Source organism: Sphingomonas trueperi (genome assembly GCF_040545965.1).
GTDB lineage: Bacteria > Pseudomonadota > Alphaproteobacteria > Sphingomonadales > Sphingomonadaceae > Sphingomonas > Sphingomonas trueperi_C.
Map to the genome: position 1 here is coordinate 678,562 of NZ_JBEPMV010000003.1, position 11,800 is coordinate 690,361.

Consider the following 11,800-nt stretch of genomic DNA (forward strand, 5'->3'; position numbering starts at 1 on the left):
TGTCGCCCCCAACTCAGGCGTGGGGGTCAGTCATGCTGGGAGGATCACTGGCGGGGAAGCTCTCGTCAAGCGCCTCGTCGAGTTCCGCGTCGCGGCCCTCATTCTTCTTCAGGCTCTCTTCCATCCGGGCCAGTTGCTCGGGCGTGGCCTCGCTCTGATACTTCGCCTTCCAGTCGGATTGCTCCATCCCATAGACGATTCGGCGGGCATCGGCCTTGGCGATGCTCGGATCGGCTTCATGGATCCAGTCGCCCAGGCAGTTCCTGCAAAAGCCCGAAAGCCCCATCAGATCAATGTTCTGGGCATCGTGACGGTGGCGCAGATGGCGCACCAGCCGGCGGAACGCTTTGGCCGCTGTTGCGTCGTCCAGGCGATCAAGTTCATCCATTCGGCACCTCCGTAGTTGATGTTAACGCATTTGGGGCTAGAGGCGGGCACGCACAAGCCGAGGAAGACAACGATGACACAGGCGATCTCCCCCCGCTCGCGCAAGGTGCGCGTCCTGGCAACTTTGGGACCCGCCAGCGCGTCCCCCGAAATGATCGAGAAGCTGTTCCGCGCCGGCGCCGATGCGTTCCGCATCAATATGAGCCATGGCGACCAGGCCTCTAAGATTCCGCTGTTCGAGGCGATCCGCGGCATGGAGGCCACCACCGGCCGCCCGACCACGATCCTGGCGGATCTCCAGGGCCCGAAGCTGCGCGTCGGCAAGTTCGCCGAGGGCAAGGTGATGCTGGTCACCGGCCACCAGTTCACGCTCGACCGCGATCCCACCCCGGGCGACGCCACCCGCGTCGAGCTGCCGCACCGCGAGATCTTCGAAGCCGCGCATGCCGACGCGCGCCTGCTGCTCGACGACGGCAAGCTGGTGCTGCGGGTAACCGACGTGGCCCCGGACCGGCTGACCACGATCGTCGAGGTCGGCGGCGCGCTGTCGAACAACAAGGGCCTCAACGTCCCCGACATGGTGCTGCCGCTCGCCGCGCTGACCGAGAAGGACCGCAGCGACCTCAGCTTCGCGGTGGAGCAGGGTGCCGACTGGATCGCGCTCAGCTTCGTACAGCGCCCCGAGGATCTGATGGAAGCCCGCCGGCTGATCGGCGGCAAGGCCGCGCTGCTCGCCAAGATCGAGAAGCCCTCGGCCATCGCGCGCCTCGAGGAGATCCTCGAGCAGTGCGACGGCGTGATGGTCGCGCGCGGCGATCTCGGCGTCGAGCTGCCGCCGCAGACCGTGCCGCCGCTGCAGAAGCGCATCGTCGAATCGGCCCGCCGCCTGGGCCGCCCGGTGATCGTCGCGACGCAGATGCTCGAATCGATGATCGAGAGCCCCTCGCCCACCCGCGCCGAAGTCTCGGACGTGGCGACCGCCGTGTATGACGGTGCCGATGCGATCATGCTCTCGGCCGAAAGCGCCGCGGGCAAGTGGCCGATCGAATCGGTGTCGATGATGAACTCGATCGCCGATGCGGTGGAGCGGGACCCGGCGCATGGCGACCGCGTCCACTTCACCGTCACCAAACCCGACCCGACCACCGCGGACGCGCTGGCCGAAGCGGCGAAGAACATCGCGGCGACGGTCTCGGCCTCGGCGATCATCTGCTTCACCAGCTCGGGCTCGACCGCGCGCCGCATTGCGCGCGAGCGTCCGCTGGTGCCGATCCTGGTGCTGACCCCGGAGCGCGACACCGCGCGTCGCCTGGGCCTGCTGTGGGGCACCCATGCCGTGCAGACGCGCGACGTCGACTCGTTCGAGGAGATGGTCGCCAAGGCAAAGCGCATGGCGCTGCGTCACGGCCTCGCCAAGGCGGGCGACCGGGTGATCGTCTGCGCGGGCGTGCCGTTCAAGACGCCGGGCTCGACCAACGTGCTCCACGTGGTGACGCTGCTCGGCGACGAGCTGACCAGCTACACGGGTCCGGAAGGCAACTAAGCCCCATCCTCCCCTCCCGCTCCGGCGGGAGGGGATTATCCCCGCCCCATCCGCATCGCCGCACCGGCAACGAAGGGGCAACCCGCGACCAGCACCAGGCTGATCGCCGCGAGCAGCTTGATCGCGCCGGGCTCGCCGCCGGTGGCGCCCGCGCCGAAGATCAGCAGCGGCACGGCGAAGGGCAGCATCACCAGCCCCGCGAGCGCGCTCGCACCGCGCAGGCCTGCCACCAGCGCCGCCGTCGCCACGCCCAGCGCCGCCAGTCCCGGCGTACCGATCGCAAGACCCAGCAGGATCGTCCCCAGCGAGGTGCCGGGCACATGCAGCAGCGCCGCCGCGACACAGGTCGCCAGCAGCAACGCGGGGCCGAAGCCCAGCCAGTGCCCGAGCATCTTCGCCGCGGCGATGCCGGCATCCGAATAGCCGCGCACCACCAGCTGATCGAGCACGCCGCTCTCCACATCGGGCGTCACCAATCGCTCGACCGGGAGCAGCGCGGCGAGCAGCGCCGCCGCCCAGATCACCCCGCCGCCGATCCGCGCGAGCAGCCGTCCGTCGGGTCCCACCGCGAAGGGGAACAGAATCGCAACGAGCAGAAAGAAGGCGATCGGCAGCACCAGCCCGCCGCTGCTCCACGCCCGCCGCAACTCGCGCCCTACCAGGGCGATCACAGCGCGATCTCCTTCGCGTCCGGCAGCGCGATCGGCTGGTGCGTCGCGACCAGCACAATGCCGCCGCCCGCGCGGTGCGCCGCGATCCGCGCCTCGAGCATCGCGACCGAGGCGGTATCGAGCCCGTTGCCCGGCTCGTCGAGCAGCCAGACCGGCGCGCCGCTCGCCAGCACCCGAGCGAAGGCCGCGCGCCGTCGCTGGCCGGTGGAGAGCAGCCGCACCGGCACATCGGCGATGTCGGCCAAGCCCGCGGCTTCCAGCGCATCGACGACGGCGTCCCCGCGCCCGTCGAGCCCCGCCCAGAAACCGAGCGCACCCGCCAGCGTCCGCTCGGCATCCAGCGCCGCGGTTTCGCTGAGCAGCGCCCGCGCGCCCTCGCCCGTCACCCGCCCGCCCAGCGGTGCGAGCAGCCCCGCGGCGATGCGGATCAGGCTCGACTTGCCGACGCCATTGGGCCCCAGCACCAGCCCCGCCTCGCCGGGCGCGAGCGCGAAGGATAGTCCCTCGAACAGAATCCTCCCGCCGCGCAGGCAGGTCACGTCGTCAAAGGCGAGGCCCGGGTTCAATCCGCGGCGTCTTCGAGCGCGTGCATGGCGTCGTCGGACAGGCCGAAATGGTGTCCGACCTCGTGGATCACGACATGATGGACCAGCCGCTCGAGCGATTCGCCGGTTTCGATCCATTCGTCGAGGATCGCGCGTCGATAGACGTGTATGCGATCGGGCAGGCCACCGCTGTCGAACGCCGATTTCTCGCCGATCGGCCGACCATGGTAGAGGCCGCTGAGCGCAAAGGGATCGTCGATGCCGAGCGCGTCGAGCGTCTCCTCGTCGGCGAATTCCTCGACCAGCAGCACCACGTCGGCGAGATGTGCCTGAAACGGCGCGGGGATGCGGGCCAGTGCGGCGCGGGCGAGGCGCTCGATCAGGGCCGCATCGGGGGCGAAGGTTGGCGCTTGCTCCGGCATGGCCGAATGCATAGGCGGAGCGGCAGAGAACGAGCAAGGAGGGGATACCATGGTAGCGCGTTTGACCGACGGCCTGCGCGAGGAATCGCTCGCGGCCCTGCCGGCCTGGAACTACGAGCCGGGGCGCGACGCGATCACCCGCCGCTTCCTGTTCGCCGATTTCACCGAAGCGTTCGCGTTCATGACCCGCGTGGCGTTGATCGCCGAGAAGGCGGACCACCATCCCGAATGGTCGAACGTGTGGAATAGGGTCGACATCCTGCTGACCACGCATGATGCCGGGGGGCTGTCGACCAGGGACCTGCAGCTGGCGGCCGCGATCGACGCGCTGGTGGCAGGGTAGGCTTACAGCTCTTTCGCCCCCCCGCCCGCTTGCGGGTGGGGGATTAGAGGGCAGCGGAAATCTATTCGTCCCCATCCGGCCGCTCGTACAGATCCCAGCGATGCTCGCCGGTCACCGTGTCGGCATAAGGCCGCCCCGCCGCATCCTTGCTCGGCACATAGCGGAAGCGCTTCTGGATCAGCTTGCAGGTCGTCTCGTCGAGGTCGCGATTGCCGCTGCTCCTTGTGACGGTGCAGCTCGACACCCGCCCGTTCACGCCCACCACGAAGCGCAGCCCCACCGTGCCACTCGCCCCGGCGTTGAGTGCAGCCCGCGGATAATCGGCATCGGTGATCCGACCGCCGACCCAGCGGAGCGGCATCCCACCCCCACCGCCCGGGCCATTGCCGCGCCCGCCGCTGCCGGTCCCGTCGCCCTCCCCGCCCGCGCCCGTCCCCGGTCCCGCCACGGGCGCGGCACCGGAGGAGGAATCGCTGGCGGTCGCCGGCTTAGGCGCAGTCACCAGCGGCGGCGGCTGGAGCACCACCGGCGGGGGCGGTGCGACAACCTCGGTCGCCTTGGAGACGCGGTTGGGCGGTGCCGACGCGCCCTCGGCCTTGGGGGCCGCGCGCCGCTTGGCCGGTTCGGGCGCGGGCGGTGGCGGGGGCGGCGGCACGTCGAAGCTCAGCAGGTTCGCGTCCGGATCGGCGCGGATCACGGTCTGCGCCCGCAGCCCGGCGAACAGCAGCGCCGCCAGCAGCGCCTCCACCGCAATCGCCGCCACCGCGCCGCGCGCCCGGGAACCTCCGGAAATCACCGGATCTGCCCCGGTCGTTGCGGGTTCATGCAACCGAAATGTGGCATGACACATTGATACGCATCGAACACGAACCGAAAGATGGGGTCCGAATATGCGTAAGACAATCACCGCGCTCGCCGCCTTTGCCCTGGTCATGCCGGTGGCGATGCCGATCAGCGCCGCCAGCGCCCAGTCGCGCTACGAAGGCAAGTCGAAGTCCAGCCGCAACTATCGCTATGTGAAGAGCTGCCGCAAGTCGAAGGGCCATACCGGCCTGATCGCAGGCGGTGTCGCCGGTGCGCTTGCCGGTCCGTCGATCGTCGGCGGCGGCCTACTCGGCGCCGCGGCCGGCGGTGTCGCCGGTGCACTGGGCGGCCGCGCGATCGACCGCACGATCACCGCGAAGGACCGCTGCCACTATGTGCGCGTCCGTCGCTGAATGACCGGAGGGGCGGGCCCGGTCCCGCCCCTTTCCAAAGCTGCCTGCATCGGCCAGAAACCGGCCATTCCCGCGACGCGATCCGCGCCGCCCCCGAAGATGCAGGAAGTATGCGTATGTCCAGCTATGCCGATCGTCTGAACGCGCTACGCGCACAACTCGCGCAGGACGCGCTCGACGGCTTCGTCGTCCCGCTTACCGACGAGCACATGTCCGAATATGTCGGCGCCTATGCCCAGCGGCTGGCCTGGCTCACCGGCTTCCAGGGCTCGGCCGGCACCGCCGTGGTGCTGCCGCAGGAAGCGGCGATCTTCACCGACGGGCGTTATACGCTCCAGGTCCGCCAGCAGGTTTCGGCCGACCAGTGGGACTATGTCGGCGTACCCGCGACCAGCGTCGCCGACTGGCTGGGCGCGCATGCCCCGAATGGCGGCCGCATCGGCTATGATCCCTGGCTGCACACCCGCGCCTGGGTCGAGGAAGCCCGCAAGGCACTGGCAGAGAAGGGCGCGACGCTCGTCCCCGTCACCCGCAATCCGATCGACGCGGTCTGGGGCGACCAGCCCAGCCCGTCCGACGCGCCGCTCGCGGTGCTCGACGAGGCGCTGGCGGGCAAGTCCTCGGCCGCCAAGCGCGCCGAGATCGCCGACTGGCTCCAGGCGCGGGGCGCCGACGCAGTGGTGATCGCGGCACTCGATTCGATTGCGTGGACCTTCAACGTCCGTGGCGACGACGTGACTCACACGCCCGTCGCGCTCGCCTATACGGTGATCCATGCCGATGGCACCGCCGACCTGTTCGTCGCACCGGAAAAGGTGACCGACGCGGTGCGCCAGCATCTCGGCAACGCGGTGCGCATCCAGGATCGCGCCGCGTTCGCACCGGCGCTGGGCGGCTTCGCGGGCAAGCGCGTGGTCGCCGATCCGGGCACGGCGGTTTCGGCGATCTTCGACGGGCTGGAAGCCGGCGGCGCCACCGTGGTCGCGCTGCGCGATCCGGTGATCCTCGCCAAGGCGATCAAGAACCCCGCCGAGGTTGCCGGGCACAAGGCCGCGCAGGCGCGCGACGGCGCCGCGCTCAGCCGCTTTCTCAAATGGTTCGAGGAAACCGCGCCGCAGGGCGGGCTCACCGAGATGTCGGCGGCGGACAAGCTGCGCGAATTTCGCGAGGCAACCGGCCGGCTCAAGGACCTGTCGTTCGACACCATCTCCGCCACCGGGCCGAACGGCGCGATCCCGCACTACAAGGTCACCGATGAGTCGAGCCTGCCGATCGAACGTGGCCAGCTGTTCCTGATCGATTCGGGCGGCCAGTACGGCGACGGCACCACCGACGTCACCCGCGTGATGCCGGTGGGCGAGGCGAGCCACAAAATGAAGGACCGCTTCACCCGCGTGCTCAAGGGCCATATCGCCATCGCCACCGCGATCTTCCCGGACGGCACCACCGGCGCGCAGATCGACGGCTTCGCCCGGCGGCCGCTGTGGGAAGCGGGACTCGACTTTGCACATGGCACCGGCCACGGCGTCGGCGCCTATCTGTCGGTGCACGAGGGCCCGCAGCGCATCGCGCCGCCCTCCTATCCGGGCGGCCAAGCGCTGGAGCCGCTGCGCGCGGGCATGTTCCTTTCGAACGAGCCGGGCTATTACAAGGCCGGCGAGTACGGCATCCGCATCGAGAATCTCGTCCACATCGTCGAGCGGACGATCCCCGGCGGCGACAAGCCAATGCTCGCGTTCGAGACGCTCACCTTCGCACCGATCGAGCGCAGCCTGATCCTGCCCGAACTGCTCAGCCCAGAGGAGCAGGTCTGGCTCGACGCATACCATGCCGAGGTGCTGGCGATCGTCGGCCCGCAGCTGGAGGGCGCCGAGCGGGCGTGGCTCGAAGCCAAGTGCGCGCCGATCGGGTGAGCCAAAGATCCTCCCCCGAACGGGGAGGATCGTGTCACTCCTCCGATTCGGGGGGCGCTGCCGCCCCCTGCTTGGCGCCTTCCGCCTTCGCGCCGCGCGCCTGTGCTTTCCGCCGCCGCAGGTTTTCGCGCAGTTTTTCGGCCAGTCGGGCCTGCTTATCCACATCCTTCATGCGAAAAGCGATAAACCGGCATGATGCGGGTTGACAATCGCGGGTCCCCAAGCAAATAGGCCCCTCCCGCACGGCGCTGGTCGCCGCGGTTGGAAAACAGTGCTGCCGTAGCTCAGTGGTAGAGCGCATCCTTGGTAAGGCTGAGGTCGCGAGTTCAATCCTCGCCGGCAGCACCATTTTCCCTCCCGTTCATCCCTAGACATCCGCGGTGCGCCCGTCACGGCCCCAGGTTCTTCGAGATATCGGTTACCTCGTCGTACCCCCCCTGCCCAGCGCGATGCCGTTTCAACAGAGCTTCATCGGCGCGCTGCGTCTCTGATCTCGGCGTGAAGCTCGCTAACATGTCGCCGAACCGCTGCCAGTACAGCGTCACTCGCCAGGCTTTTCTTCCGTTCACCGTCACGGGCAAATAGGCATTCCGGCGCCTTCGCGTCCCTGCGACTGGCGTCCGCCACCGCCGCCTTCTCGACCTGCGTCAGCGAGAGCCCGAAATGCGGGGCGATTCTATCGACCAGCGCGTCCGGTAAGTCCGCATAGTCGATCGCCATGCCAAGCGACCCGGCGAGCGCCCGGATCGCAGCCTCGTGATGCTTGGCAAAGATCCGGGCGCACAGCTCCTCGGGGCCGGGCAGATCGTCTCCGATGCCGTATAGCCCGGGCGGGACCAGCGAAGGCACGGTCTGGTACCCGCGCATCCGCATCTGCGAAACCAGCACCTCGACCGGGTCTCGAAACAGATACACCCATGGCACCTGCGGCAGGGCAGCCTGGATCAGCGGAAATGCGAGGATGTGCCAGCTATCCAATTTGATGAAGCATTGCCCTTCGCCGTTCCGCGCGCGCGCCAGCGCCGCCACCATCGCGCGAAGCAATGCGGCGCCGCGCGCGCCCCGCAGGTCGTTCCCGGCCATGGCGAGACGCACTGCCGCATCGAAGGGTCCGGGTTCGGACAAGGACAGTGTCGCAGGAAGCGCGCCCAGCATCTGCGCGACCAGCGTCGAGCCACAGCGTGACATATGGTAGACGAGCCCGCGTAGCGGCGCTGCTTCGTCCGTCGGCGCGTTGTCGATGAAATCGTCGAGCCCGGTGACGTGGCGGAAAACACGATTGAACGGCCGCGACAGCGCGCGCTGGATCGAATCGCCGAAGAAGCTGTCCTCCAGCGCATCGTCGCCGAAATAGGCCCAGTCGACCAGGGGCCCGACATCCGACTCGATGATCCGCACCGGCAGCCACTCGCGTGGAGGCCAAGCCGAACTTGGCTCGACCGGTGCTGCACGAGCGCGGGGCGCCAGCGCATCCGGCGCCAGCGTCAGTCCCAACGAACCAGCTGCCGCCATCGCACGCGCGCAGAAGATTTCGTGGCGCTCGCACGCCCCGAGCTGCCGTTGCAGCTCAGGCGCAGCCATCACTGCCGCTTGAAAGGCCTGCAATGCGTTGCGCATCCTTCTCCCCCATCGCATGATCGCACGCAGCGGCGCTTTTGCAAGGAGCGCAGGCCGTGAGCGGGGGAGGCAATCGTCGCGTGCAAGCGGAAATGCGCTACGTCTATCCCGATCGCGTGCGCTTGCCGCTGAGCTTCGATCCGGCGCAGCTCCGCGCCGATCTCGCCGCGCTCGAGGCCAGCGCCTGGACGCAGCATTTCGTGCCGCAAAATTACAGCGGAGACTGGGGCGTTATGCCGCTCCGTGCGCCCGTCGGCGCCGAGCACCCCATCCTCAAGATCGCAGCCCAGCCGGACGCGCGCGACTTTGTCGATGCGCCGGACTTGCAGCGCGCGCCCTATCTGCGACAGGTGCTTGCCCGCTTCGACTGCACCTTACGCTCCGTACGGCTGATGCGGCTGGGGCCGGGATCGCGCATCCGCGAGCATAGCGACCTCGGCCTCTGCGCGGAGGATGGGCTGGTGCGGCTCCACATCCCCATCCTGACCAACTCCCGGGTGCGGTTCGAGGTCAACCGCCAGCCCGTGGTGATGGCGCCCGGCGAAGTCTGGTATCTTCGGCTGAGCGACCCCCACCGGGTCGACAATGCCGGCACCGACGCGCGCGTCCATCTGGTAATCGACGCGGAGATGAGCCCCTGGCTGGACGCACAACTATGCGGAAGCGGCTGAGGCCGCATCCCACCGCATGGGTTGGTGGAGGCCGTCGCCTGCGCCCGCGTCACAGAAACCCAAACGCGCGTAGAGCCCGTGCGCGCGTCGGTTACCGACGGCTACCGTCAGCGCCACGCCGCTTGCGCCGGCCGCAGCAGCGCTTTGCTGGACCCAGGTGATCAGCCTTGTGCCTAGTCCCTGGCCCCGCCAAGCGGCCGCGAGCAGGATGTCGACGATGCGCCATTCGGACGTGCTTCGATCGAGATACAGGCGGCCGATCGGCGCACCGTCCCGCAGCACGAGCCAGAAGTCCGCACGAGGACAGTGCCGAACGAAATGATGATGCTGGAGCCGGAATTGCTCTTCGGCAAAGGCCCGCTTCTCCGCCTGGGACCAGGGGTGGAACAACAGCTCGGGCATGCGGAGTTGCACATATAAGCCAGCTAGGTCCGGGAGGTCTTCGAGGGATGCAGCGCGCAGCGTGATCCCGAAGGCCTGCAACGCACTGGCATCGACCGCCGGGCGCCGAGGACGAGGAAAAGGTCGAAGCCCGAGTACGGAAGAGGTCAAAGGCAGATCTCTGATGCAAGATTCCGATGTTCGCGCGCTTCACACAATCTATACTTCACGGCAGGATAGATCACGAACGACAATAGGCGGCATGCGGAGGGGGATAATAGATGCATCTACTGACACCGGAAGACTTCGAGCCCTGGATCGGCCGCAAGGTGCGGGTGGCCACGCTCCCGGACCCCGTGGAAATCACGCTGGAGCGTATCGACCGGCGCAGTGCGCTGCGCGGCTTCGATGTTCGCGAACCCTTTTCGCTGTTCTTCGAATCGCCGCTCCACGTCTTCCTGATCGACGGCACCTATGAGCTCGACTGTGGAAAGGGCGGCCCGCACGCTATCCTGCTGACCCAGCTGCAACCCTCCGACCGTCGCTTTTACGAGGCCGTTTTCTCCTGAGGGCCGCGATCAAGACCCGGGTTGTGCGTGTCCGCCGCCCGGGGGAGGCTTGATCCGTTGGATCAATTGCGTGCAGGATAAACGCCCCGCAGCGCGATGTTGGTCTGTACGGCAAGAAACGGGCTCATGATCGAAAACGGCATGCTGCTCCCCGTCACCCCGACTTGGACCGACCCTTGGGGCGTGAAGCTGCCGCCCGTGATATTGACGCCGCCCAGGTTCACCGGCGTGCCGGTGGTGCCTGCAGGCACGTAGATTTTCACCGCGGCAGGACCAGCGTTCGCGCAGTTTGCCAGGAAGGAGCCATCCGCAGGCGTGTTGACTTGGGTGGTGGTTTGACCGGTGAACGCCTGAAGCGAACCGGTGGCCGTCGTCTGCCCCGCTGCACCAGTGAAGGTGGCGGTGTGATTGTGTTGCGGCATGTTGGCGATGGTCAGCGTCTCGTTTTCGGCGCCGCCGACTTCGCCTGGCTCATAGGTCTGGCCGCTGGCTGTGCTTGGTCCGAGCCCCAGAAACGATCGGCCCGCCGCATTGGGCAAGGCGAAGGTGCTTACGCCATTGCCGCCGAAGGTGGTGCCCAGCAGCGCGAACAACGCAGTATTCTGGCTTATGGCGATGATTTGGCCGTTGCAAGATGCCCAGCCCGCCGGCGCGAAACTGAAACCGGTGTGCATGATCTGGCCAATAAATGGATCCGACAAGGCTTCATCCCCCCAACCATCATCATGACGGTATCGTATCAAAACGAGTCCGCCGTTTTTTGGTTTTAGATACGCGATCATGACGATTCGCAAGTGCATTCTGGAAATTCGATCAGAAGATGATGATGGAGCGATCAGCCTTCGCCGTATGGTGACACTATCGTGCCCTCATAGAGGGAAGGTCGCTCGCTGCAGCGCGGAATATTTGCCAAATTCGCCAGATTATATAAGGTTACATGCAACGACGATAACAGGGTATTCACACTTCCTGCGTATCCTGTTGCTGGTAAAGTGAATCTTCGATAAGAGTATGGTGCCCTTAAGGGGGCAGCTGGGGGCTTTGTACATGGTTTGGGGCTTGGGGAAGGTGCAGTCCGCCTGTGGTCGGATTGCCGCTGCTGTTTTCAACGACGTGCGCCACAATGATGCGGTCGAACCGCAACGCACGACTGCGCGGCCTTCCTGTCTGGCGCATCGGAAACTTCGCGCCGCAATCGCAGGCGGCTTGTTCGTCTTCGCACCGGCGCACGCATTTGCAGCATCAGCCAGCTGCAATGAGATCAACACCTTTAGTCGCACCTACACGATCAGCGACCAGCAGGATCCCGACTTTGTTTTCACTAGCCAACCCCTCGTCAACGGGGAGACGGTCACCTATTCCTGGTCGGGAAACACCCAAGGTGCACATGTCTTCATAGTCTACACGCGGAACGATGGTTCCACCTTTGTTTCTTCGGCGGACGCGGTACCAGACTCCACCGCATCGAGCGGGAGCGGATCGTTCACCTTCAGCGGGACCGGCGGCCCCAATGATACCTTA

15 protein-coding genes and 1 tRNA gene are annotated in these 11,800 nt (G+C 67.0%); 7 read left to right on the plus strand and 9 right to left on the minus strand.

Features of this window, described 5'->3' with window-relative positions; all coding sequences use genetic code 11:
* Positions 1-13: 13 nt before the first annotated feature.
* Positions 14-388: a DUF1244 domain-containing protein gene (locus ABIC35_RS11080; RefSeq protein WP_121074018.1), complete on the minus strand. Its 375-nt coding sequence runs from the start codon at positions 386-388 to the stop codon at positions 14-16.
* A 72-nt stretch (positions 389-460) separates the two neighbouring features.
* Here ABIC35_RS11080 and pyk point away from each other — a divergent pair, with 72 nt between their 5' ends.
* A complete protein-coding gene (gene pyk, locus ABIC35_RS11085) occupies positions 461-1,930 on the plus strand; it encodes a pyruvate kinase (RefSeq protein WP_121074016.1) in 1,470 nt (489 codons plus the stop codon).
* Between the two features lie 35 nt (positions 1,931-1,965).
* Here pyk and ABIC35_RS11090 read toward each other — a convergent pair whose 3' ends face one another.
* The 3 genes from ABIC35_RS11090 to ABIC35_RS11100 are packed head-to-tail and all read right to left on the minus strand — an operon-like array spanning position 1,966 to position 3,568.
* A complete protein-coding gene (locus ABIC35_RS11090) occupies positions 1,966-2,601 on the minus strand; it encodes a heme exporter protein CcmB (RefSeq protein ID WP_121074013.1) in 636 nt (211 codons plus the stop codon).
* Positions 2,598-3,167, minus strand: coding sequence for a heme ABC exporter ATP-binding protein CcmA (ccmA, locus tag ABIC35_RS11095; RefSeq protein WP_121074010.1), 570 nt, complete (start codon positions 3,165-3,167; stop codon positions 2,598-2,600). Before ccmA ends, ABIC35_RS11090 begins: the two co-directional genes overlap by 4 nt.
* Positions 3,164-3,568 (minus strand): metallopeptidase family protein, encoded by a 405-nt coding sequence (locus ABIC35_RS11100; protein WP_183049309.1) that lies wholly within the window; start codon positions 3,566-3,568, stop codon positions 3,164-3,166. The genes ccmA and ABIC35_RS11100 overlap by 4 nt, the downstream gene beginning before the upstream one ends.
* Positions 3,569-3,617: 49 nt before the next feature.
* On the opposite strand from ABIC35_RS11100, the gene ABIC35_RS11105 reads away from it, so the two are divergent.
* Positions 3,618-3,911 carry a 4a-hydroxytetrahydrobiopterin dehydratase gene (locus ABIC35_RS11105; protein WP_121074003.1) on the plus strand — a complete coding sequence of 98 codons (294 nt, stop codon included), beginning with the start codon at positions 3,618-3,620 and terminating at the stop codon, positions 3,909-3,911.
* Between the two features lie 61 nt (positions 3,912-3,972).
* On the opposite strand, the gene ABIC35_RS11110 is transcribed toward ABIC35_RS11105, so the two are convergent.
* Complete coding sequence (locus tag ABIC35_RS11110; protein WP_354278435.1) at positions 3,973-4,707, minus strand: energy transducer TonB; 735 nt, start codon at positions 4,705-4,707, stop codon at positions 3,973-3,975.
* 94 nt (positions 4,708-4,801) lie between these two features.
* Between ABIC35_RS11110 and ABIC35_RS11115 the strand changes: the two genes are divergently transcribed.
* Both ABIC35_RS11115 and ABIC35_RS11120 read left to right on the plus strand, forming a co-directional pair.
* Positions 4,802-5,128: a hypothetical protein gene (locus ABIC35_RS11115; RefSeq protein WP_121073997.1), complete on the plus strand. Its 327-nt coding sequence runs from the start codon at positions 4,802-4,804 to the stop codon at positions 5,126-5,128.
* A gap of 116 nt (positions 5,129-5,244) precedes the next feature.
* Positions 5,245-7,041: an aminopeptidase P family protein gene (locus tag ABIC35_RS11120; protein ID WP_121073994.1), complete on the plus strand. Its 1,797-nt coding sequence runs from the start codon at positions 5,245-5,247 to the stop codon at positions 7,039-7,041.
* Between the two features lie 34 nt (positions 7,042-7,075).
* Here the strand turns inward: ABIC35_RS11120 and ABIC35_RS11125 are convergent, their stop codons facing one another.
* The gene (locus tag ABIC35_RS11125) at positions 7,076-7,213 is read right to left on the minus strand and encodes a hypothetical protein (protein WP_183049308.1); all 138 of its coding nucleotides are present in this window, start codon (positions 7,211-7,213) and stop codon (positions 7,076-7,078) included.
* 101 nt (positions 7,214-7,314) lie between these two features.
* On the opposite strand from ABIC35_RS11125, the gene ABIC35_RS11130 reads away from it, so the two are divergent.
* Positions 7,315-7,389 (plus strand) — tRNA-Thr (locus ABIC35_RS11130).
* Positions 7,390-7,509: 120 nt separating this feature from the next.
* Here ABIC35_RS11130 and ABIC35_RS11135 read toward each other — a convergent pair.
* Positions 7,510-8,658 carry an aspartyl beta-hydroxylase gene (locus ABIC35_RS11135; protein WP_183049307.1) on the minus strand — a complete coding sequence of 383 codons (1,149 nt, stop codon included), beginning with the start codon at positions 8,656-8,658 and terminating at the stop codon, positions 7,510-7,512.
* A 56-nt stretch (positions 8,659-8,714) separates the two neighbouring features.
* Between ABIC35_RS11135 and ABIC35_RS11140 the strand changes: the two genes are divergently transcribed.
* Positions 8,715-9,329: an aspartyl/asparaginyl beta-hydroxylase domain-containing protein gene (locus tag ABIC35_RS11140; protein WP_220667331.1), complete on the plus strand. Its 615-nt coding sequence runs from the start codon at positions 8,715-8,717 to the stop codon at positions 9,327-9,329.
* Here the strand turns inward: ABIC35_RS11140 and ABIC35_RS11145 are convergent.
* A complete protein-coding gene (locus ABIC35_RS11145) occupies positions 9,312-9,881 on the minus strand; it encodes a GNAT family N-acetyltransferase (RefSeq protein ID WP_121073985.1) in 570 nt (189 codons plus the stop codon). The genes ABIC35_RS11140 and ABIC35_RS11145 overlap by 18 nt on opposite strands.
* 110 nt (positions 9,882-9,991) lie before the next feature.
* On the opposite strand from ABIC35_RS11145, the gene ABIC35_RS11150 reads away from it, so the two are divergent.
* Complete coding sequence (locus tag ABIC35_RS11150; RefSeq protein ID WP_121073982.1) at positions 9,992-10,279, plus strand: DUF6916 family protein; 288 nt, start codon at positions 9,992-9,994, stop codon at positions 10,277-10,279.
* A 62-nt stretch (positions 10,280-10,341) separates the two neighbouring features.
* Here the strand turns inward: ABIC35_RS11150 and ABIC35_RS11155 are convergent, their stop codons facing one another.
* On the minus strand, positions 10,342-11,061 hold the full coding sequence (locus tag ABIC35_RS11155) for a phage tail protein (protein WP_121073979.1): 720 nt from the start codon (positions 11,059-11,061) through the stop codon (positions 10,342-10,344).
* Positions 11,062-11,800: the final 739 nt, after the last annotated feature.